The organism is Ruegeria sp. SCP11 (assembly GCF_040329455.1).
Classification (GTDB): Bacteria; Pseudomonadota; Alphaproteobacteria; order Rhodobacterales; family Rhodobacteraceae; genus Ruegeria; species Ruegeria atlantica_E.
This window is the reverse complement of the sequence record NZ_JBDZYG010000001.1, coordinates 1-22,112: the sequence shown is the minus strand read 5'-3', so window position 1 is coordinate 22,112 and position 22,112 is coordinate 1. Positions and strand designations below refer to the sequence as shown.

Here is a 22,112-nt window from a genome sequence, read left to right as displayed (position 1 = left end):
CTATGACCGAAGCTTATATCTATGACGCCCTGCGAACTCCGCGCGGCAAAGGGCGCAAGGATGGCAGCCTGCACGAGGTGACCTCGGTGCGTCTGTCAGCCCTGACGCTGAACGCGATGAAAGAGCGTAACAATCTGGAAGGCCACGCCGTTGAGGATGTGATCTGGGGCAACGTCACGCAGGTGATGGAGCAAGGCGGCTGTCTGGCACGTTCGGCTGTACTGGCTTCGGACCTGGATCAGTCGATCCCCGGTCTGGCCATCAACCGCTTCTGCGCCTCGGGCATGGAAGCCGTGAACCTGGCGGCAAACCAGGTCAAAGGCGGCGCGGGTGAAGCCTATATCGCAGGCGGTGTCGAGATGATGGGTCGTGTGGCGATGGGCAGCGACGGGGCGGCAATTGCCGTCGATCCGACGCTGGCGATGGACACCTATTTCGTGCCGCAGGGCATCTCGGCGGACATCATCGCCACCGAGTATGGCTTCAGCCGTGACGACGCTGACGCGCTGGCGGTGGAATCGCAGAGACGCGCGGCAGAGGCATGGGAAGACAACCGGTTCGAAAAATCGGTCATCACCATCAAGGATCAGAATGGCCTGACCATTCTGGACCGCGACGAATACATGCGCCCCGGCACCGACATGCAGAGCCTTGGGTCGCTGAACCCGTCCTTTGCGATGATGGGTGAGCAGATGCCGGGCTTCGACAAGGTCGCGATGCTGAAATACCCGCATCTTGAGCGGATCAACCACATCCACCACGCGGGCAACAGCTCGGGCATCGTGGACGGTGCGGCGGCTGTTCTAATCGGCAACAAGGAATTTGGCGAGAAATACGGCCTCAAGCCGCGCGCCCGCATCAAGGCAACCGCCAAAATCGGTACCGACCCGACCATTATGCTGACCGGCCCGGTTCCCGTGACCGAGAAGATCCTTGCCGACAACGGCATGAAGATCAGCGATCTAGACCTGTTTGAAGTGAACGAAGCCTTCGCATCGGTCGTGCTGCGTTTCCAGCAGGCGTTCGATGTGGACCCGGCGCTGGTAAACGTCAACGGCGGCTCGATCGCGATGGGTCACCCGCTTGGAGCAACCGGCGCGATGATTATCGGCACGCTGTTGGATGAGCTGGAGCGTCAGGACAAGGAAACCGGTCTGGCGACTCTCTGCATCGCGTCCGGCATGGGTGCAGCAACCATTATTGAGCGTGTCTGATGCCCAAGCTGGATCTCTCTCAGATCCCTTTCAAGGGAGGCTCGTCCTATCCCGGCAAGCTGGCCGAGGCGACCGCCGGTCGTTTCGTGCAGCGTGTGGGCGATACGGGTGGGCTGACCCAATACGGGGCCAATATCGTGCGGCTTGAACCAAAGGGCATGTCGTCGCTGCGCCATTACCATATGGAGCAGGACGAGTTTGCCATCATCCTCAGCGGCAAATGCGTGCTGATCGACGACGATGGAGAGCATGAGATGCTGCCCGGCGACTGCGCCGCTTGGCCTGCGGGTGAGGCGAACGGCCATCACCTTGTGAACAAAACCGATGCGCCCGCGACTTTTCTGGTGGTGGGCACACGGACCCCGACCGAGACCGGCTATTACAGCGACATAGACATGATGGTGAAGGATGATGAGAACGGATTCTCCTTCACCCGCAAGGACGGCAGCCCGCTGACGGCTGACCAGATTGGAGATGACAATGACTGATTTCACTCTGAGCAAAGACGCGGACGGCGTCGCCTTTGTTACCTGGGACGCCCAGGGCAAATCCATGAACGTCCTGACCCGCGAGGCCTTTCAGGAGGTCAGCCAGCTGATCGATCAGGCCCTGAATGATGATGAGATCAAAGGCGTCGTGATCACAAGCGGTAAGGAAGGCTCCTTCGCGGGTGGCATGGACCTGAACACGCTGGCCACCATCCGTCAGGAGGCCGGTGATGAACCGGCACAGGCGCTGTTCGACTTCGTCATGGGCGGCCACCACATCCTGCGCAAGATGGAACTGGCGGGCATGGATCCCAAGACCAAGAAGGGCGGCAAACCAATCGCCTGTGCCATCAACGGAACCTGCGCCGGGATCGGGACCGAAATCGCTCTGGCCTGTCATCACCGCGTCATGACCTCTAACGCCAAAGCCAAGATCGGCCTGCCCGAGATTCTGCTGGGCATCTTCCCCGGCGGCGGCGGCACCATGCGCTATAGCCGTATGGTTGGTGCGATGGCGGCTGCTCCGGTCCTGCTGGAAGGCAAGATGATGGACCCGAAGAAAGCCAAAGGCGCACAGCTGATCGACGATGTTTCGGACGATCCGGTCGCAGCAGCCAAGGAATGGGTTCTGAACGCCAAGGACGCTGATCTGGTCAAGCCTTGGGACGCGAAGGGCTACAAGATGCCCGGAGGCGCACCCTACCACCCTGCTGGCTTCATGACCTTCGTCGGCGCCAACGCGATGGTGAACGGCAAGACCCAAGGCGCCTTCCCGGCGGCTAAGGCTCTGCTGAGCTCGATCTACGAGGGTGCGCTGGTCGACTTCGACACCGCCCTGAAAATCGAGGCGCGTTGGTTCACCAACGTCCTGATGAACCCGTCGTCGTCGGCCATGATCCGGTCGCTGTTCCTGAACAAGGAAGCGTTGGAGAAAGGCGCGGTTCGCCCCAAAGATGTGGCCGATCAGCGCGTGAAAAAGGTCGGCGTTCTGGGCGCTGGCATGATGGGCGCCGGTATCGCTCTGGTCTCGGCGCAGGCCGGGATGGAGGTTGTTCTAGTCGACCGTGATCAGGCTGCCGCCGACAAGGGCAAGGCCTATTCCGAAAGCTGTATGGACAAGGGCATCAAGCGCGGCAAAGCCACGGCCGAGAAGAAAGAGGCCCTGCTGGCCCGTATCAACGCGACCCCCGATCTGGAGCATCTGAAAGGCTGTGATCTGATCATCGAGGCCGTGTTCGAAGACCCAGGCGTCAAGGCTGAGATGACCAAGAAGGTCGAGGCAATCATCCCCGAGGATTGCATCTTTGCCTCGAACACCTCGACCCTGCCGATCACCGATCTGGCGAAGGCCTCGGTGCGGCCCGAACAGTTCATCGGCATCCACTTCTTCTCACCGGTTGAGAAGATGTTCCTGGTCGAGATCATCAAGGGCAAGGAAACCGGGGACCGTGCAGTTGCCAAGGCGCTGGACTATGTGCGCCAGATCCGGAAGACGCCGATCGTGGTCAACGATGCGCGCTTCTTCTACGCCAACCGTTGCATCATCCCATACATCAACGAAGGTGTCCGGATGATTGCTGAGGGCGTGAACCCCGTACTGATCGACAACGCCGCACGTCAACTGGGCTTCCCGGTGGGTCCGATCCAGTTGACCGATGAGACCTCGATTGATCTGGGTGCCAAGATTGCCCGCGCAACCAAGGCGGCAATGGGCGATGCCTATCCCGAAAGCCCCTCGGACGATCTTATCTTCTGGATGGAAGAACAGGGCCGTCTGGGTCGCAAGGCAAACGCGGGCTTCTTCGACTATGACGAGAAGGGCAAGCGCGTCGAATACTGGAAAGGTCTGCAGGAGAAATACCCGCACGCCGAGGACCAGCCTGATCTGATCGAAGTACAGGAACGCCTGATGTTCGCGCAGGTTCTGGAAGCGGTGCGCGCGCTGGAAGAAGGCGTTCTGGAAGATATCCGCGAAGGCGATGTCGGCGCAATCCTGGGCTGGGGCTTTGCGCCGTGGTCCGGTGGTCCGCTCAGCTGGCTGGACATCGTCGGCACGCCTTACGCAGCCGAGCGCTGTGACCAGCTGGCCGAGACCTATGGTGAGCGCTTCGCCTGCCCGTCGCTGCTGCGTGAGATGGCCGAAAAGGGTCAGAGCTTCTACGGCCGCTTCAACCCCGAAGCAAAAGCCGCTTAAAGAAAAACGCTGGCGCATGCCCCCATGCGCCAGCGTTGCCTTACTATTTAAGTTCTAGTTTCCCGATCAAATCATCATCACGGGTCGACCCGGCCGCCCCGGGCGACGCGCGCCCCTCGCCGGTCTTGTCGGAACGATGGGATGATCAAATACTGGCGCAGGCAGCGACCCCAGCGAGTTGGCCAGTACACCAATGTCAGCACCCCGGGCTGTTAGATTTACCAAATTCGAAGCCGTCTCCGCCTCGACCACCTCGTACGACGAACTGCCCGCCCCGAAACGGCCCGAGGGGCAAAACGCGCGAAAACCACCTTCGATGTAGATTACCTCATCCTGATCAAAGAAAAGGGTGCTGATGTTGAAGCAAGAGGCTGGCACATCCGAGATGATGCGGAACGCGCCACACAGCAACCGTGCTGATACAACAGGCAAGCTGACCGGTAGCTTAATCGGATCCTGAGCCAGTTTGGTGTTATCCAACGCCACGCCCTGTTCGGGCATCAGCCAGACGGGGCGTACGTTGAACGCCGCATGTGCTGGCACGCGAACCGGCATGTTCTCAGCCTTGGTTTCGCCGGGCTCGACCGCGATAGTATCCGTCGCAATGCGGCTAACCGCTTTGAAACCGCTATCCAACGTTCTAATGAGATCTCCGGCCTGAAGCTGTTCTACCGGTTTCCACCCCCCCCTTGTGGAAACCTTGGTTCCATGAACCAAACCCCCTCGGCGGGCGTTCAAGGCCATCTGCTGATCCGGGCCGTCCCGATACTCAGGATGCTCGGAAAACTCAAAAACACTCTCAACTTTCAACAAGAACCAAACCCACTCTTCACACTCAACAACTGGGAAGAAAAGTTAACACAGGATTAATAGTTGCGGCTTATTTTTGACATATTGCGGACAAATTTAGGCCACCTAAGGCCCAAAAAGAGAACAAATCACAACAAAAATGACCTTTAGAACAAGATTAGCCCCACTCTGGAAACTATAATTAATTTCCGAAATCAAAGGTATAAGCGAATCTGTGGATGTCTTCGGCGCAAGCATCGCCGACCGCCTGGGCCGTCTGATCTGAGTAATACCTACGAAAGTCGTCAAGACGTTCGGACCTATTGAGGCGAGGTAACCTCACGCTGAACCCAAGATGGTCGAACAAGGGCGCTGCGTCCTGATCGAAATGCTCTAGCCGAATGTAGAACTGGCACTGCTCAGTCCCATCTGCACGGGTCATATAGTGGCGCGCTGGATTGTCTTGAAAAGACCGCGTTGTGTCCGGATGCAAAACAAAATCGTCGAACGTTAAGGACTTGGCCAACGAAACCGCGGGGTGATCAAATCCCTGTACGCGCAGCCAGTGGTAATAGCTGACGGCCCGGTCCCAAGGATTACGGACCAGTGTAAACGTGGTCAGGTTCTGTAATTCCTCAACCGATAGAACACCGTCGATATCTGCCAGCGTGGAGTGCTTCCACAATCGTCCCCTGCCTGTCAGCGCCTTGACCCGCTTGCGGCGTCTTTTGGCTTTCGGTGTATCTCCTATCAGTATGTCATCCTTCATCGCCCGTTCTTCCAACGCCTGCGCCAGCGACGTGCCGCCCGTCTTCGGGATATGGACGAACACATAGCGACGCCCGCGTGAAATGATCACGCTTCCTCCTCCAGCGCAGCAGCGCGGCGTGATCGCCAGCCCAACAGAGCCCCTGCCGCTGCAATCAGTCCGATCCCGGCGATCTGCATGACACTGATCGTCTGCCCCAGTGCCACCCAGGCGAACAGCGGACCAAAGATCATCACCGAATACTCGAACACCGCCACATAGGATGTTTCACCGATCTGATAGGACTTGATCAGCATGAAAACAGCAATTGTAGACCCGACCGCCTGCACAACGATCCATATCAGCGCGGGCCGCATGTCCCACACAATGCCGCGTGTTACGAACCCGTCTGGCAAGGAATGAGGTACGAACGAGAGCACGGCCAACCCGATTGCCCCAGCCAAACCCAGCATCGCAATATTCGCCGCCAGCAAGGCCACCGTGCTTTCTTGCGCACAATGGCTGCGCGTGATGATGGCGCTGAGCGCGTAGAAAAAGCCACCCGCAATGGGCAGCAACGTCTGAGTGTCGAACTCATAGGGTTTGGGCTGCAGCACACACAGAATTCCCGCAAAGCCGATCACAACCGCCAGAATACGCCAGGGACCAATTCTTTGCCCCATCGCAAAGGCTGAGATCAGCAATACGAAGATCGGTGACGTAAACAGCCCCGCCAGCGCCTGTGCAATTGGCATCAAAGCCAAAGAAGCAAAGTAGAACAGCATCGCCAGCGTTATCAGCACGCTGCGCAAAATGACCGGCCCCAACCGTCGTGGACGCATACTGCCCATACCCAGCAGCGACAGGCCGACGATCAGCGGAAACATCAAAACCGAGCGGCTGAGATGGAATTGCCACAAGCCGATCGTATCGGCCAGCAACGTAACCACATTGTCGATCACGCCGATGATCGCCATTGCGCTGACCATCAGCACCGAGGCCAATATCGGTGAGGTCTGAGTATCCGCCTGCATTCTGCGCCCTGATTTCCAAGTGATGCGCCAGACTGAGTTTCCGCGCTTCGTGATATCCAGCACATTTTTGAAACGACGCGCAACAGGTTTGCGCCTTTCGAAATTACCATGCTAAGCTATGGCAAAATAATTACGAGCAACCATCACCTTGAAGACGGCTTTTAAACAGTACCAACGGATCGAAGCCACCGGTCTGTGGCGCCCCTCGCCCGATGCGCAACGGCGTGAGGTAGTGGTGTCGATTGGTGAAGCCACGCTGACGATTTCGGATTTCAACGAACAGGCTTTGACCCATTGGTCGCTGGCCGCGCTAGAGCGCCAGAATCCTGGCAGTTTTCCGGCTATTTTCAATCCCGACGGAGACCCCGACGAAACACTGGAACTCGCCGAATCCGAAACCACCGTGATCGAGGCCATTGACCGGCTGCAACGCGCCATCGACCGTGCGCGCCCCCATCCCGGACGGTTGCGTTGGTTTAGCGTCGCAGGGGTTGCGGCCGCTGTGGCTGCGCTGTTGCTTTTGTGGTTGCCGGTGGCATTGCAGAGCCACGTTGTATCCGTTGTTCCAGATATCAAACGCAAGGATATCGGAGATACTATTTTGCAGCGGATCGAGCGGGTCTCAGGCCGAGCTTGCAACGCCGAAGGGGCGCAGGCTGCTTTGGATCAACTGGCCGCACGCACCGGCGTTCAGAAAATTGTCATTCTGCCTGCTGGTGTCCAAACCAGCCTCAGCCTGCCGGGCGGGATCATTCTGCTCAATCGAGCTCTAGTCGAAGATCACGAAGATCCCTCGGTTGCCGCCGGTTACATCATCGCTGAGCGCGCGAGGGTTGAGGCGCAGGATCCGCTGGACGACTTGCTGGATCGAACCGGGCCTGCAACCGCATTCCGCTTGCTGACGACCGGCGAGCTGACGCCTGGGAATATAGACACCTACACTGAGCAGGTTCTGTCGGAACCACGTCCATCGCTGCCAGAGGATGATCTACTGGAAGTCTTCGCGCAGGCTGCATTGCCATCGACACCTTATGCGTATGCGATGGATGTCACTGGTGAGACGGTTCTGGGCCTGATTGAGGCCGACCCGATGGCGGGTCGCCCTCTGCAACAAGTTCTACCGGACCGCGATTGGGTCCGGCTGCAAAACATTTGCGGCGAATAGCTTACTTCGTACCGAACATCCGGTCGCCCGCATCACCAAGGCCGGGCATGATGTAGCCTTTGGAATTCAGCTCACGATCCAGCGCCGCGGTGACAATTTTCACGTCGGGATGCGCCTCTTTCATACGTTCCACACCCTCGGGCGCGGCCAACAGGCAGAGGAAACGGATATCGGTAGCACCCGCCTCTTTCAGCAGATCAATCGCCGCGGCCGAGCTGTTGCCCGTGGCCAGCATCGGGTCAACGGCGATGACCAGACGATCCTTCAACCCTTCAGGTGCCTTGAAGTAGTACTGCACCGGCTTCAGCGTCTCTTCATTGCGGTACAATCCGACAAACCCGACACGCGCCGATGGGATCAGTTCCAACACTCCATCTAGCATCCCATTCCCGGCCCGCAGGATCGAAACCAACGCCAGTTTCTTGCCCGCCAGAATTGGAGCGTCCATCTCTTCCATCGGGGTTTCGATATGGCGGGTGGTCAGCTTCAACTCGCGCGTGACTTCATAGGCCAGCAACAGGGTGATCTCACGCAGCAACTGGCGGAAGACAGCGGTCGAGGTGCCCTTATCCCGCATGAGCGTCAGTTTGTGCTGCACCAACGGGTGGTCAACGACGGTAAGGTGTTCGCTCATGATCTCTCCAGTCTTTTCTTGACCCGCGCACGGGTGTCTTCATCGCAAAAGGCAGCCGCAAGGGCCGTGTCATTGAGGGCGGCGAAATCCTCGGCCTCCCAGCCGAAGGCTTTGCTCAGCATCTCATATTCGCGCCGCATAGTGGTATGGAAAAACGGCGGGTCATCGGTAGAAACGGTGACTTTGACGCCCGCATCGCGCAATTTCGCAATCGGGTGCGCGTTGAAACCGGGAAACAGGCCCAAAACCACGTTGGAACCGGGGCAGACCTCAAGTGTGATCTCGCGGTCGACCAGTTCGTGGACCAGATCGGGGTCTTCGATGGCGCGCACCCCGTGGCCAATGCGCTCCACGCCCAGGCTGCGCACGGCGTCCCGTACACTTTCAGGGCCACCGAACTCGCCTGCATGGGTGGTCAGCCGCAATCCGGCTTCACGCGCGCAATCGAAGGCCCATTGGTAGTCACCCTGAGTGCCCACGGATTCGTTGCCGCCCATGCCGAAGCCTGTGATCCAATCTCCAGCTGTTTCCGCCGCGCAATGGGCGCTGATTTTCGCCTGTTCCGGCCCGAAATGGCGGACACAAGTGACGACACCGCGCAGGGTGATATCAAATTTGCGCTCAGCCTCATCGGCGGCGTCCTGGATGGCGTTCAGGTAATCGCGCCAGGCGTGCAAGTCACCACCACCGCAGAAGTCTGGGCTGAGGAAGGTCTCGGAATAGACGACACCATTCGCCGCGCTTTCTTCAAGGATCGCCAAGGTCAGGCGGCGGAAATCCTCGGGCGTTTTCAGCACTTCGCAGGCGGCTTCGTAGACGCTCAGGAAATGCGCAAAATCGCGGAAATCATAGCTGCCGTCAGGCTTGAAAACACCGCTCAGGTCAATGCGCTTTTCATGGGCTAGCTGGCGGATGAACGCGGGCGGGGCCGCGCCTTCGTGGTGCAGGTGCAACTCGATCTTAGGCAGGTCTGCGACGGTCATAGGAAACTCTTCCCCGGTCCTTGCGCTGGAATGTTCAGGTGGTGGGCGATGCTGGCGGCGATGTCGGCGAAGTTCACGGCACCAATATCCCCAGCGCCCTGTCCCGCAATCAGCACAGGCACCTGCTCGCGCGTGTGGTCTGTGCCGATCCAGCTTGGGTCATTGCCGTGGTCGGCGGTCAGCAGCATCAGGTCGCCGGGGCGCAAGCGCGACAGGACCGCGCCGATCTCACGATCAAACCATTCCAAAGCGCGGGCATAGCCGCTGATATCGCGGCGGTGGCCGTAGAGGCTGTCGAACTCAACGAAGTTGGCGAAGGTCAGGCTACCCTCTTCGGCCTCATCGACCAGATCGGACAGATGGCCCATCAACTCGGTATCCGAGCCCTTACGCAGCGTGTCGATCCCCTGCATCGAAAAGATGTCGCCGATCTTGCCCACCGCATGCACGCGGCGCCCGGCATCCTGCGCCCAATTGGTCAGAACCGGCGCGGGTGGCAGAATGGCAAAGTCCTTGCGGTTGGTGGTACGGGTGAAGCCTTCTTCAACAGAGCCAACGAACGGTCGCGCGATGACCCGACCCACCTTCATTTCATGCAGGCGCGGCGCCAGCGTCTTGCACATGTCCAGCAGGCGGTCGAGACCAAAACTCTCCTCATGCGCGGCGATCTGGAACACGCTGTCGGCCGAAGTGTAGCAGATCGGCCAGCCGGTTCGCATATGCTCGGCCCCCAGTTCCGCAATGATGGCGGTACCCGAGGCATGGCAATCGCCCAATATGCCCTCGGTTCCAGCGGCCTCGGCGGCGGCACGGCTTAGTTCGGCCGGGAAGGACGGCGTGGTGTCCGGGAAATAGTGCCAGTCCCAAGGCACCGGCAGACCGGCCAGTTCCCAATGGCCCGATGGCGTATCCTTGCCCGGCGAATGCTCCCGCGCGCAACCCCACAGGCCGGTTGGTTCGGCCTGCAAACCCGGCGTATCCACGCCCGAGGCCAACCGCGTCGCCGCCCCCAACCCCAGCGCATCAAGATTGGGTAGGTACAGCGGACCTGACCGCCCATCCTCGGCGCGCCCTTCGGCACAGGCTTGCGCGATGTGGGCCAGCGTGTTTGCTCCGATATCGGGAACCTCGCCGTTGAAAAATCGGTCCGCATCCGGTGCGCCGCCGATGCCGACAGAATCCATCACCACAAAAAACGCACGAGTCACGACGTTATCCTTTCATGGACAAGTGTCGGCGTTGTCGGCGTGTCGGCACCAATTGTGATCGCCTTCAAAACCGCATCCGCAGCCCTGCGTGCGGCATCTTCGCGGGCCGCATGAACCACCGCCAAGGGCGCACCCTTGTCAACTTTGTCACCAAGCCGAACGATGCCCGACAGGCCGACAGCCGGGTCGATCACGTCATCCTCGACCTGCCGCCCCCCGCCCAGCGCCACAACGGCTAGCCCCAGTGCTTCACCATCTATTGCGGTGACATAGCCGCTGGTCGCAGAAGGAACCTCAAGGATCACGCTGGATTCGGGCAGGTAGCGAGACCAATTGTCGACAAATTGCAAAGGCCCGCCAACCGCAGCCATCATTCGACCGAACCGTTCGGCGGCGCGACCGTCGCGGATGACGTCCGTAATTTTATCGCGCCCCTCATCTGCGGTGGTGAACATACCAGCATCGGCCAGCAGAACCCCGCCCAGTTCCGCCGAGATTTCAGCCAAGGGCGCATAATACGCTTCGGTCAGAACTTTCATCACTTCAGCTACTTCCAGCGCGTTACCCAACGCCGGGGCCAAAGGTTGGTGCATATCGGTGATCACCGCCGAGGTTCGGCACCCCGCCGCATTCGCCGTTTCCGTCAGCGCCTGCGCCAGCTTGCGCGCATCGTCCAGCGTTTTCATGAAGGCGCCAGAGCCGACCTTAACGTCCAGAACCAACGCTTCGGGGCTGGCCGCAAGCTTCTTGGACAAGATCGACGCGGTTATCAGATCCAGGCTTTCCACCGTCGCAGTCACATCCCGGATTGCATAGAGCCGCTTGTCTGCAGGTGCAATCTGCCCGGTTGCACCGACGATGGCCGCTCCGGTGTCGCGCAGGATCTGGGCCAGACGCTCCTGCCCGATCTGAGTGCTGACGCCTGGAATGGCTTCCAACTTGTCCAGGGTTCCGCCAGTATGGCCCAATCCTCGGCCCGAGATCATCGGGACGTAAGCACCCAGTTCGGCCAACGCGGGCGCCAATACCAGCGAGACGCTATCTCCCACCCCTCCGGTCGAGTGTTTGTCAATCACCGGGCCATCAAAATCCCAGCTGAGTACATCGCCGCTGTCGCGCATCGCCACGGTCAGATCGGCACGCCCTTGTGCGCCCAGCCCACCCATGCAGACAGCCATGGCGAAAGCCCCGGCCTGAGCGTCACTGACGCCGCCATCGGCCAGACCTTGCGCGAACCAGGTCAGTTCTTCACCAGTCGGCACCATGCCCCGGCGCAGCTTTGCGATAATCGAGCGGGCATCCATGTGCTCAGACATCCTCCATATGCGACGCGTCGAACGCGCCCGGCAGAAGATCGCCGATGGTGGTTTCAAACTCAGCCCCGTCGACCGTCGCCAGCGTCACCTTTACGTCACGCTTGCCAAACTCGGCCAGCTTTTGACGGCATCCGCCGCAGGGCGGCACCGGTTGCGGAGAGGACGCGACCACATAAACTTCAGTGAGGGCCTGCTCGCCCGCAGCGACCATAGTGGCGATAGCTCCGGCCTCGGCGCAGGTGCCTTCCGGATAGGCTACGTTTTCGACGTTGCAGCCCGAAAAAACCTCGCCTGAGGCCGACCGGACCGCCGCGCCGACCTTGAAATTGGAATAGGGCGCGTAAGCTTTTTCCCGGACAGACAGTGCTGCGTCTTTCAAAGTCATAGCGATTCCCCAATTTTTGATCATCTGGTCAGAAAGTCATACCCTAAATGAAATCGCCCGGGGAGTTGAAGCCCCGGGCGCGAGATTCCTTAGCCCAATGTCGTATTGAACGTACCCGGCAGAGTGACCTCAAGCAGTTCCACGTCCCTAGACGGATCAGCCAGCCGAGTGCGCATACCAGGTGGGATCACGAAAGCGTCGCCCTGTTCCAACCGATAAGGATCGCGGCCTTCGCCTTCCAGCGTGACTTCTCCGTTCATGACAAAGGTAAAGTGGATATCCGTATCATGGGTCGCCCAGACCGGATCGCCCTGCCCTTTGCGCACAACCTGCACCCCGGCGACGCCTTTGGTGTTCTCGGCAATGGTCGTGTCGCGGCAGATATAGCCTGGCAGGCGGAACGGCTGCCACTCGGCGCCTTCGGCCTGATTGAAAACGAACCGCTGACCCTGCCATTCCCGTTCAGGGTGGTAATGAGGCGTAGGCAGTTCCATGCCGTGATCAATCTCGGTGACATGTTCGGCAGGAACGCCGATCTCGATTACCTGCACATTGTCCGAGGCTTCAAGCACGCGGTGGCGGATTTCCGGCGGCTGAATAAAGCAATCACCGGCAGTCAGTCGCATCTTGTCGCCCTGATCTTCATAGACCACGTCGACCCAGCCGTGGATGCAGAAGATCAGCTGAAACCCGACCTTGTGAAAATGCACCATGTCGGGCACCGGGCCGCCGTCGGGAATACGGATATGGCTGGCAATGATCGACCCGCCCAAGCGATCCGGCACCAGATCGCGATAATGCATCCCGGCCCGTCCGATAATCCACGGCGCCTGATCCTTGAGCCTGCGCACTACGAACGAATGCACCGTATCGGGCATCACCAGAGGTGGGTTCAACTCGTCGATTTCGACCCGCGTGCCATTGGGTGCCACAAGGGAGCGCTGGCCATCTGCGAAATCGTCGGGTTTGTCAGTCAGGATGCGCAGTGTTCCGGGGGATTCAGGAGCATCCTTTTCAATCCGAACACGAAGCCCATGACCCGAGAACACGGCAACGCGCGGATCATCGGCGGGATAGATCATATCCATCCGCATACCCAGAACCTTGGTGTAGAACGGAATGTCGTTGCGTAGTTCCTGCGTAGGCAGGCGGATTTCAGCGCATATCCGGGCGTGCGGTTTGCTCATTTGATATCTCTTCAGCCTTGGTTTTCGGCCATCCGATCAGAACGGCGGCCAAAATGCCAATCGAAAAGAACATCTCAAGCGTTTCTTCCAGCACGAACAGACGGGTCACCATGATATCCGACATATCCGCGCCAAACGCGCTGCTGACCTCTTCCAACCCCTGCGCCACAACAGCCGACATTCCGGCCAGAAAGAACACCAAAAGGAAAGGCGCGCGTGCTTTCAGCGCGCGCCAGGCGCTCGGCACCCCATGCAAAACGAAACCGCCAAGCACGACAACCGCCAGCACCACGCGAACAATTGTCATGTCCAGCAGATCATCCAGCCCACTCAAAACAGCGTATGCCACGCTATCCACAGCGTAAATATCGGCCTCAAGCTCCCGTTCCGCCAGCAACAACAAGACCACGCCGATATACAACCGGCTGATTCCTGGATACCTGTAGAACGCCGCCAATCCCGAGCCCAATAGCGCCACTGCTGATCCAGTCTCGATCAGGCCACCCTCTTGATTGAACACTGCTGCCTGCATCGGCCACACCCAGATGGCGCACAATACCATAGCGGCCAAAAAAATGGCCGCGCGGAAAGCAAACCGGTCGGTTCCAAAACCACCAGAATTCAGAGGGAGGGCAGCGCCCACCTCAAAATCTTCTTTATAGCTCATGCCGATCTTCTCGATGCGGGGAAAGTGAGTGAGTGTGAAGGTTGCGAGAATGTAAGTCTTTTGTGACGGAAATCAACCGCAGCGACAAAATGGCCGTATTTTAGTTCTCAAGTGGCGCAACGTAGCCAAGCTGAAAAAAATAGTTTAAGGCTAAATCAAATTTCAGAAGGGAGCTGAAACAGCGATGTCGGATACACCCAGCCTGCGGCAGGCCGCGCTTGACTATCACGCCCATCCAAAGCCCGGAAAGCTTGAGATCAAGGCGACAAAACCGATGGCAAACGGGCGCGATCTGGCCCGAGCGTATTCCCCCGGCGTCGCCGAAGCCAGCCTTGAGATCAAAGCTGACCCGGCCAACGCCGAACAGTACACGGCGCGTGGAAACCTTGTTGCAGTTGTCTCAAACGGAACAGCGGTTCTGGGGCTGGGCAATATCGGCGCGCTGGCCTCGAAACCGGTGATGGAAGGCAAGGCGGTTCTGTTCAAGAAATTCGCAGGCATCGACTGTTTTGACATAGAAGTCGACCAGCCCGACCCGGAAAAGCTGGCCGATATCGTTTGCGCACTTGAACCAACCTTCGGCGCCATCAACCTGGAAGACATCAAGGCCCCCGATTGCTTTATTGTGGAAAAGCTGTGCCGCGAACGGATGAATATCCCCGTTTTCCACGATGACCAGCACGGAACAGCCATCGTGGTTGGCGCAGCAGCCAAGAACGCGCTGCATGTTGTCGGCAAAAAGTTCGAGGACATCAAAGTCGTCTCGACCGGCGGCGGAGCCGCGGGGATCGCCTGCCTCAGCATGTTGGTCAAACTGGGCGTCAAACGCGAGAACATCTGGCTGTGCGATATTCACGGACTGGTCTACGAAGGCCGGGCCGAAGACATGAATCCGCACAAAGATCAGTTCGCTCAGAAGTCCGACCTGCGCACGCTGGATGAGGTGATTGGCGAGGCAGACCTGTTCCTTGGCCTCAGCGGACCCAACGTTTTGAAACCCGAGATGGTCAAGAAAATGGCCAAGCAGCCGATCATCTTCGCACTGGCCAACCCGACACCGGAAATCCTGCCTCAAGCTGCGCGCGAGGTTGCTCCGGACGCGATAATCGCCACAGGGCGCAGCGACTTCCCCAATCAGGTCAACAACGTTCTTTGCTTTCCGTTTATTTTCCGGGGCGCCTTGGATGTGGGTGCGACCGAAATCAACGATGAAATGCAGATCGCCTGCGTGGAAGGCATCGCCGAGATGGCACGTGCCACCACAAGCGCCGAGGCCGCCGCAGCTTACAAAGGGGAGCAGCTGACCTTCGGGCCGGACTATCTGATCCCGAAACCGTTTGATCCCCGCCTAGTGGGGGTCGTTTCGTCGTCCGTTGCAAAGGCTGCGATGGATAGCGGTGTAGCCAAGCGTCCGATAGAAGATATCGAGGCTTATAAAGAGCGTCTGAACCAAACTGTGTTCAAATCCGCGCTGCTTATGCGCCCTGTCTTCGAAGCCGCTGCAGCCGCCTCGCGCCGGATTGTGTTTGCCGAGGGCGAGGATGAACGGGTACTGCGCGCAGCTCAGGCCATTCTCGAAGAAACAACCGAAACCCCCATTCTCATCGGGCGACCGGACGTGATTAGCGCCCGATGCGAGCGGCTCGGATTAACTGTTCGTCCCGGTCAAGACTTCCAGATCGTGAACCCGCAAGACGACCCGCGATACTACGACTATTGGAACTCGTATCACGAAATCATGCAGCGCCGCGGTGTCACCCCTGATCTGGCCAAGGCCATCATGCGCACGAACAACACCGCGATTGCCGCCATCATGGTACACCGGGGCGAAGCTGATAGCATGATCTGTGGCACGTTCGGCGAATACCGCTGGCACTTGAATTACGCGCAACAGGTCTTGGCCGATGGCGACTTACGTCCACATGGCGCGCTGTCTTTGATGATCCTGGAAGACGGCCCTCTGTTCATTGCCGACACGCATGTACGGCAATTGCCGACACCTGAGGAACTGGCTGAATCTACGCTCGGAGCCGCCCGCCACGTGCGCCGGTTCGGGATCGAGCCCAAGATCGCTTTCTGTTCGCAGTCTCAATTCGGCAACCAGACAGAGGGGTCGGGAAAACGGCTGCGCGCCGCTTTGGAAATCCTCGATTCCGAACCGCGCGACTTCACCTATGAAGGTGAGATGAACCTCGATCTGGCACTGGATCCGGAATTGCGGTCGCGGATTTTCCCGAACTCTCGACTGGAAGGCCCGGCCAACGTGCTGATCTTCGCCCACGCAGACGCGGCCAGCGGTGTACGCAATATTCTGAAGATGAAAGCCGACGGGCTTGAGGTCGGGCCAATCCTGATGGGGATGGGTAACAAGGCTCATATCGTGACGCCCTCAATCACCGCACGTGGGTTGCTGAACATGGCCGCCATTGCCGGAACACCGGTCGCGCATTACGGCTGACCGAAAACCGCTCAGGTGCCTGCTTGGGTGCCTGAGCACATCACGAATGTGATTCTTTGCACCCAAAAATTTGCTAATTTGCAAAAACTAAAGATTTTCGGCTGTAAGTTTGCTTCATAAAAACAGTTTGCAAAAATTTGCAGCTCATTTTGGGCGATTCTGCAAATACTTTGCGATAAAGTGACGCTTCGTCATTACCCTTGCTTGTTTGCGCCCCCCGGGCGGCCTTACACACTTCACAAGGAGTTTTAGGAGGAGACCATCTTGGCTTATCGCGACGTTTACGAGGGCTGGAAATCCGATCCAGAGGGATTCTGGATGGAGGCCGCGAAAGGGATTGATTGGGTTCGCCCCCCGTCCAAAGCGCTGTATGACGACAACGCGCCGCTCTATGAATGGTTCTGCGATGCCAAGGTCAACACCTGCTGGAACGCAGTCGACCGGCACGTCGAAAACGGCCGGGGTGAGCAGACGGCGATCATCTATGATAGTCCGATTACACACACCAAGCGTGAGATTTCCTATGTCGAGCTGCGCAACCGCGTGGCCACTCTGGCCGGAGCGCTGAGGGCCAAGGGCGTCGAAAAAGGCGACCGGGTCATCATCTACATGCCAATGATCCCCGAAGCGCTTGAGGCGATGCTGGCCTGCGCACGCCTTGGCGCGGTGCATTCGGTTGTGTTCGGCGGCTTTGCCAGCAACGAATTGGCCGTTCGGATCGATGACGCCAAACCCAAAGCAATCATCGCTGCCTCGTGCGGGATGGAACCGGGCCGTGTAGTCCACTACAAACCCTTGCTGGACGGTGCCATCGAGTTGGCCAGTCACAAACCCGATTTCTGCGTGATCTTCCAGCGCGAACAGGAAGTGGCGCAGCTGGTCGAAGGACGTGACTATAACTGGCACGGGTTCCAGTACGGTGTTGAGCCGGCGGAATGCGTTCCGGTCGACGGCAATGATCCGGCCTATATTCTCTATACCTCAGGCACCACCGGTGCGCCCAAAGGCGTCGTGCGGCCCACTGCAGGTCATCTGGTTGCGCTGAACTGGACAATGAAGAACATCTATAATGTTGATCCAGGCGATGTGTTCTGGGCAGCGTCGGATGTGGGCTGGGTCGTTGGGCACTCCTATATCTGCTATGCCCCGCTGATCCACGGCAACACAACCATCGTGTTCGAAGGCAAGCCGGTCGGCACCCCAGACGCGGGCACGTTCTGGCGCGTGATATCTGAGCATAAAGTAAAGAGCTTTTTCACCGCCCCAACCGCCATCCGCGCCGTCAAACGCGAGGATCCGGCCGGCGAGATGATCGGGAAATACGACCTGTCCCACCTGCGCGCCTTGTTCCTCGCGGGTGAACGGGCCGACCCGGACACGATCATCTGGGCGCAGGACGCGCTAAAAGTGCCGGTGATCGACCACTGGTGGCAGACGGAAACAGGTTGGGCCATCGCGGGCAACCCGCTGGGGATCGAGGAGCTGCCAGTCAAACTGGGCTCTCCGGCAATGCCAATGCCAGGTTATGACGTACAAATCCTGGATGAAGGTGGTCATCCCGTGGCACCCGGTGAGCTGGGCGCTATTGCGGTGAAGCTGCCTCTGCCACCCGGCACACTGCCGACGCTTTGGAACGCCGAGGAGCGGTTCAAAAGCTCGTACCTCAACCAGTTCCCCGGGTATTATGAAACCGGAGATGCAGGGATGATTGATGAGGATGGTTATCTCTACATCATGGCACGCACCGATGACGTGATCAACGTCGCGGGCCACCGCCTGTCGACCGGTGGGATGGAAGAGGTTTTGGCCGCCCACCCCGACGTTGCCGAATGCGCTGTGATCGGCGTGTCGGATCAGCTCAAAGGTCAGATGCCAGTTGGGTTCCTGTGCCTAAACGCGGGCTGTGACCGCGACCATGGCGAGGTCGTGCAGGATGTCGTCAAGCTAGTGCGCGAAAAAATCGGCCCGGTAGCGGCCTTTAAACAGGCCGTTGTCGTGGATCGCCTACCTAAGACCCGGTCAGGCAAGATCCTGCGCGGGACGATGGTGTCGATTGCGGACAGCAAAGACTACAAGATGCCCGCAACTATCGACGATCCAGCAATTCTGGACGAAATCGCCGTCGCCCTGAAATCCATCGGGTTTGCGCAGTAAAAGGTTTGTGGGCGGCCATCGGTCGCCCGCCCCTCCGGCTTTCGCTTGCAACCGGACCCAAGGCCCCTACTGTCTGACCAAGACAGTGAGGCCCCATGACACAATCCGACATCTGGCGTCTGAGCGCCACCGACCTGACCACCCTGACCCGAAGCGGAGACCTGAGCGCCGAGGACGCGGTTCAAAGCTCCATTGATCGGATGAAACAGGTCAACCCTGACCTGAACGCGGTAGTTGAAGACCTGAGTGCAGAGGCATTGGACCGTGCACGCGCCCTTGATCGGACCAGGGCCCAGGGGGGACCGGTCGGGCCACTGCACGGGGTGCCGGTGACGATCAAGATCAACGTGGATCAAAAGGGTCACGCCACATCGAACGGAGTTGTGGCTTTGAAAGACGTGATCGCACCCGACGATGCGCCGTTTGTCCGCAACCTGAAAAATGCCGGAGCTGTGGTGTTCGGGCGTACCAACACGCCCGAGTTCTCGTTCCGCGCTGACACGGACAACCCTCTGCATGGCCGCACACACAACCCGTGGGGGCGGCATATCTCGCCCGGCGGGTCGTCAGGCGGTGCGGGAGCGGCAGTGATGGCCGGGATCGGCGCGCTGGCGCATGGCAATGACATCGGCGGCAGCCTGCGGTTTCCGGCCGCTGCGAACGGGGCGGTTACTGTGAAACCGGGCCTCGGCCGCGTGCCAGCGTGGAACCCCAGTCAACAGTCCGAGAGAGGGCTTCTGGCGCAATCCATGTCGGTGCAGGGCTTGATCACACGCTCTGCCGCCGATCTTCACCTGTCGATGCCTAGCCTGATCGCCGCAGACCCGCGCGATCCGTTCCATGTCCCGATGCCCTGGCACGGTGAGCCCTTGGACGGCCCCATCAAGGTCGCATTTACCAAAGAAACTTTTGGCTACGCCCTGCATCCCGAGGTCGAAAAGGCACTGGACACAGCCCGCGATGCACTGATCGACGCGGGTTACCGGGTGGAAGAGGTCTCACCTCCGGACGTGTTCGACTGTGGCCGGACTGGATACCGCACACTGATGGGCGAGGTTCTGACCTTGTTGAAAGGCGATATCGAAGCTGCGGGTTCCCAGACCATTCGTGAAATCTTTGACGTCTATTTTCAGGAATTTCCGCCTATCACCGGAACCGAACTGGTTCGTATGCTAGCCAAACGCACCCACTATGCGCGCGAATGGTCGCTGTTTTTGGAAGGTTACCCGCTGGTTCTCTCCCCTTTCCTGCCGCAACCCTTCTTCAAGCCAAACCGAGACACCGAAGGTGCCGAAGGTGTGCATGAGGTTTTGGGATGCGCAGTCTATTCCTATGCGATGAACTTTCTGGGCCTACCCGCCGCCTGCGTACCTGCGCGTCTGGCCGACCTGCCCCAGGGGTCGCAACCAATCAATGTCCAGATTGCGGCGCGGCGCTGGCGCGAGGACTTAGCCGTGGACGCCGCCGCTTCGATAGAGGCGCGTGTGGGTCAAATGTGCTTGTCGCTTTGGGACAAAATGGGTGCGGCCGGATAAGGCGCGTCACAGAAATAGACCCCGGGTTTTTGTGCCCGGGGTCCGCTTGCTTAAATAAACCCGGAAATCTGACAACGAGCGTAGCACCACCTACCCTCGCCGGCGCGAAAACTGCGCAGTCGTTCGAAAACGCCGTTTGGTGGCCACTCACTCCCACCTTTGGCGTGTTCTCCGGGCAAGTTCAGAATAACAAAGGATAAACGATCCACCTGTGAACTGGATCACACAAACCAAAAAAAGGTTCAATTTTAAGACATCAAGTGAACTGTTCCGAGATCAGACGCTCTTCCAGACCATGACCGGGGTCGAAGAGAATGCGATGTTGAATCGATGGCTCGGATCGGATTTCAACCCAATCTATATCAGGAAAGGAAACGGAATCTGCATCCGCCATGACCGGGCGTTTATCCGCGTCCAGTACATCGAAACGTACTTTCGCGATTTTGGGCAACAATGCCCCTCGCCATCTGCGCGGGCGGAACGCGGCAATCGCGGTCAGAGCCAGTACATCCGACCCGATAGGTAGAATGGGCCCATGCGCCGAGTAGTTATAGGCCGTCGATCCTGCAGGCGTAGACAGCAGGGCTCCATCACAGACAAGCTCGGCCATCCGCACCCGCCCATCGACGCTGATCTTCAGCCGCGCAGCTTGCGGGCCTGCCCGCAACAGTGACACTTCGTTAATCGCCAGTGCTTCGTGTAATTTGCCGGACTGATCCATCGCCTGCATGGCCAGAGGATTAATTACCTCTTCCTCGGCTGCAGCCAGACGCTCCATCAGGTCAGCTTCGTGAAACTCGTTCATCAAGAAGCCGATGGTGCCGCAGTTCATTCCATAAACCGGCGTATCAAGGTGCTGCATATTGTGCAGCGTGTGCAACATGAAGCCGTCTCCGCCTAAGGCGACCACCACATCTGCGTCCCGGGGCGCTGCATTGCCATGCCGTTTCACAAGGCTGTCCCGCGCGGTTTGCGCCACTTTGGCGTCACTAGCGAGAAAGGCGATTCTCTTTTTCATCTTTTCCGGTTTCCGGTGCTACACATTTGGTTCCGAAACAAACATACCTTTCCCCAATAGGCCAGAGTTGACGCCACAGCGGGCCAAATCGTCGCTTTACAGCTTTTGCATATATACCGTTTCCGATAGGAAATCCGCGAGATAATCCCCAGCCGTTTGGAGCCCCCATGAACGCCAATCTTCGTGATACCGGTTTTTTCACCCAGTCCCTCGCCGAGCGTGATCCTGAGCTTTTTGGCTCGATCACCTCCGAGCTAGGCCGCCAGCGCGACGAGATCGAATTGATCGCGTCCGAGAACATCGTCTCTGCCGCCGTGATGGAGGCGCAGGGCTCGGTGATGACCAACAAATACGCCGAGGGCTATCCCGGTCGTCGCTACTATGGCGGCTGCCAGTTCGTCGACATCGCCGAAAACCTCGCCATCGACCGCGCCAAGCAGCTGTTCGGTTGTGAGTTCGCCAACGTCCAGCCCAACTCGGGTTCGCAGGCCAACCAGGGTGTGTTCCAGGCGCTGATCCAGCCCGGTGACACCATTCTGGGCATGAGCCTCGATGCTGGCGGTCACCTGACCCACGGCGCGCGCCCGAACCAGTCGGGCAAGTGGTTCCACGCGGTGCAGTACGGCGTCCGCAAGGAAGACAACATGCTGGACTACGATCAGGTCGAGGCGCTGGCGAAAGAGCACCAGCCCAAGCTGATCATCGCCGGTGGGTCGGCCATCCCGCGCCAGATCGACTTCGCCCGCATGCGCGAGATTGCTGACATGGTTGGCGCCTACCTTCACGTGGACATGGCCCACTTTGCCGGTCTGGTTGCGGCAGGTGAGCACCCCAGCCCCTTCCCGCACGCCCACGTTGCGACCACCACCACCCACAAGACCCTGCGCGGCCCGCGCGGCGGCATGATCCTGACCAATGACGAAGCGATCGCCAAG

The 22,112-nt window shown here is 58.9% G+C and carries 19 protein-coding genes; 8 read left to right on the top strand and 11 right to left on the bottom strand.

Annotated elements, in window-relative coordinates:
- Nucleotides 1–2 precede the first annotated feature (2 nt).
- The 3 genes from ABLN94_RS00095 to ABLN94_RS00085 are packed head-to-tail and all read left to right on the top strand — an operon-like array spanning nucleotide 3 to nucleotide 3,896.
- Nucleotides 3–1,214, top strand: coding sequence for an acetyl-CoA C-acetyltransferase (locus tag ABLN94_RS00095; RefSeq protein WP_352988026.1), 1,212 nt, complete (start codon nucleotides 3–5; stop codon nucleotides 1,212–1,214).
- Nucleotides 1,214–1,702 (top strand): cupin domain-containing protein, encoded by a 489-nt coding sequence (locus ABLN94_RS00090; RefSeq protein ID WP_352988024.1) that lies wholly within the window; start codon nucleotides 1,214–1,216, stop codon nucleotides 1,700–1,702. The genes ABLN94_RS00095 and ABLN94_RS00090 overlap by 1 nt, the downstream gene beginning before the upstream one ends.
- Nucleotides 1,695–3,896: a 3-hydroxyacyl-CoA dehydrogenase NAD-binding domain-containing protein gene (locus tag ABLN94_RS00085; protein WP_352988022.1), complete on the top strand. Its 2,202-nt coding sequence runs from the start codon at nucleotides 1,695–1,697 to the stop codon at nucleotides 3,894–3,896. The genes ABLN94_RS00090 and ABLN94_RS00085 overlap by 8 nt, the downstream gene beginning before the upstream one ends.
- Before the next feature lie 66 nt (nucleotides 3,897–3,962).
- Here the strand turns inward: ABLN94_RS00085 and ABLN94_RS00080 are convergent, their stop codons facing one another.
- The 3 genes from ABLN94_RS00080 to ABLN94_RS00070 form a co-directional block, all read right to left on the bottom strand.
- Complete coding sequence (locus ABLN94_RS00080; RefSeq protein ID WP_352988020.1) at nucleotides 3,963–4,640, bottom strand: Hint domain-containing protein; 678 nt, start codon at nucleotides 4,638–4,640, stop codon at nucleotides 3,963–3,965.
- A 247-nt stretch (nucleotides 4,641–4,887) separates the two neighbouring features.
- Nucleotides 4,888–5,544: a sulfotransferase family 2 domain-containing protein gene (locus ABLN94_RS00075; RefSeq protein WP_352988018.1), complete on the bottom strand. Its 657-nt coding sequence runs from the start codon at nucleotides 5,542–5,544 to the stop codon at nucleotides 4,888–4,890.
- Nucleotides 5,541–6,467 (bottom strand): DMT family transporter, encoded by a 927-nt coding sequence (locus tag ABLN94_RS00070; protein ID WP_352988016.1) that lies wholly within the window; start codon nucleotides 6,465–6,467, stop codon nucleotides 5,541–5,543. The genes ABLN94_RS00075 and ABLN94_RS00070 overlap by 4 nt, the downstream gene beginning before the upstream one ends.
- A 148-nt stretch (nucleotides 6,468–6,615) precedes the next feature.
- On the opposite strand from ABLN94_RS00070, the gene ABLN94_RS00065 reads away from it, so the two are divergent.
- The gene (locus ABLN94_RS00065) at nucleotides 6,616–7,632 is read left to right on the top strand and encodes a hypothetical protein (protein ID WP_352988014.1); all 1,017 of its coding nucleotides are present in this window, start codon (nucleotides 6,616–6,618) and stop codon (nucleotides 7,630–7,632) included.
- Nucleotide 7,633: 1 nt separating this feature from the next.
- Here ABLN94_RS00065 and upp read toward each other — a convergent pair whose 3' ends face one another.
- From upp to ABLN94_RS00030, 7 genes are all read right to left on the bottom strand, one after another.
- The gene (gene upp / locus ABLN94_RS00060; RefSeq protein ID WP_352988012.1) at nucleotides 7,634–8,266 is read right to left on the bottom strand and encodes a uracil phosphoribosyltransferase; all 633 of its coding nucleotides are present in this window, start codon (nucleotides 8,264–8,266) and stop codon (nucleotides 7,634–7,636) included.
- Nucleotides 8,263–9,249, bottom strand: coding sequence for an adenosine deaminase (locus ABLN94_RS00055; RefSeq protein ID WP_352988010.1), 987 nt, complete (start codon nucleotides 9,247–9,249; stop codon nucleotides 8,263–8,265). The genes upp and ABLN94_RS00055 overlap by 4 nt, the downstream gene beginning before the upstream one ends.
- Nucleotides 9,246–10,457 carry a phosphopentomutase gene (locus ABLN94_RS00050; RefSeq protein WP_352988008.1) on the bottom strand — a complete coding sequence of 404 codons (1,212 nt, stop codon included), beginning with the start codon at nucleotides 10,455–10,457 and terminating at the stop codon, nucleotides 9,246–9,248. The genes ABLN94_RS00055 and ABLN94_RS00050 overlap by 4 nt, the downstream gene beginning before the upstream one ends.
- A complete protein-coding gene (locus ABLN94_RS00045) occupies nucleotides 10,454–11,761 on the bottom strand; it encodes a thymidine phosphorylase (RefSeq protein WP_352988966.1) in 1,308 nt (435 codons plus the stop codon). The genes ABLN94_RS00050 and ABLN94_RS00045 overlap by 4 nt, the downstream gene beginning before the upstream one ends.
- A gap of 4 nt (nucleotides 11,762–11,765) precedes the next feature.
- Entirely contained in the window at nucleotides 11,766–12,158 is a 393-nt protein-coding gene (locus ABLN94_RS00040; RefSeq protein ID WP_170490401.1) for a cytidine deaminase, read from the bottom strand.
- An 89-nt stretch (nucleotides 12,159–12,247) separates the two neighbouring features.
- The gene (locus tag ABLN94_RS00035; RefSeq protein ID WP_352988006.1) at nucleotides 12,248–13,345 is read right to left on the bottom strand and encodes a cupin domain-containing protein; all 1,098 of its coding nucleotides are present in this window, start codon (nucleotides 13,343–13,345) and stop codon (nucleotides 12,248–12,250) included.
- A complete protein-coding gene (locus tag ABLN94_RS00030; RefSeq protein WP_352988004.1) occupies nucleotides 13,314–14,012 on the bottom strand; it encodes a hypothetical protein in 699 nt (232 codons plus the stop codon). The genes ABLN94_RS00035 and ABLN94_RS00030 overlap by 32 nt, the downstream gene beginning before the upstream one ends.
- A gap of 184 nt (nucleotides 14,013–14,196) precedes the next feature.
- Between ABLN94_RS00030 and ABLN94_RS00025 the strand changes: the two genes are divergently transcribed.
- The 3 genes from ABLN94_RS00025 to ABLN94_RS00015 all read left to right on the top strand — a co-directional run bounded on the left by ABLN94_RS00025 (nucleotide 14,197) and on the right by ABLN94_RS00015 (nucleotide 20,159).
- Nucleotides 14,197–16,470, top strand: a complete 2,274-nt coding sequence (locus ABLN94_RS00025; RefSeq protein WP_352988002.1) for an NADP-dependent malic enzyme — start codon at nucleotides 14,197–14,199, stop codon at nucleotides 16,468–16,470.
- Between the two features lie 264 nt (nucleotides 16,471–16,734).
- Nucleotides 16,735–18,624, top strand: coding sequence for a propionate-CoA ligase PrpE (gene prpE / locus ABLN94_RS00020; protein WP_352988001.1), 1,890 nt, complete (start codon nucleotides 16,735–16,737; stop codon nucleotides 18,622–18,624).
- A gap of 95 nt (nucleotides 18,625–18,719) precedes the next feature.
- Nucleotides 18,720–20,159, top strand: coding sequence for an amidase family protein (locus ABLN94_RS00015; protein WP_352988000.1), 1,440 nt, complete (start codon nucleotides 18,720–18,722; stop codon nucleotides 20,157–20,159).
- A 256-nt stretch (nucleotides 20,160–20,415) separates the two neighbouring features.
- On the opposite strand, the gene ABLN94_RS00010 is transcribed toward ABLN94_RS00015, so the two are convergent.
- Nucleotides 20,416–21,177 (bottom strand): NAD kinase, encoded by a 762-nt coding sequence (locus tag ABLN94_RS00010; protein ID WP_170490385.1) that lies wholly within the window; start codon nucleotides 21,175–21,177, stop codon nucleotides 20,416–20,418.
- Nucleotides 21,178–21,344: 167 nt separating this feature from the next.
- On the opposite strand from ABLN94_RS00010, the gene glyA reads away from it, so the two are divergent.
- Nucleotides 21,345–22,112, top strand: a 768-nt coding sequence (glyA, locus tag ABLN94_RS00005; protein ID WP_352987998.1) for a serine hydroxymethyltransferase, incomplete at its 3' end; no start/stop codon positions are given.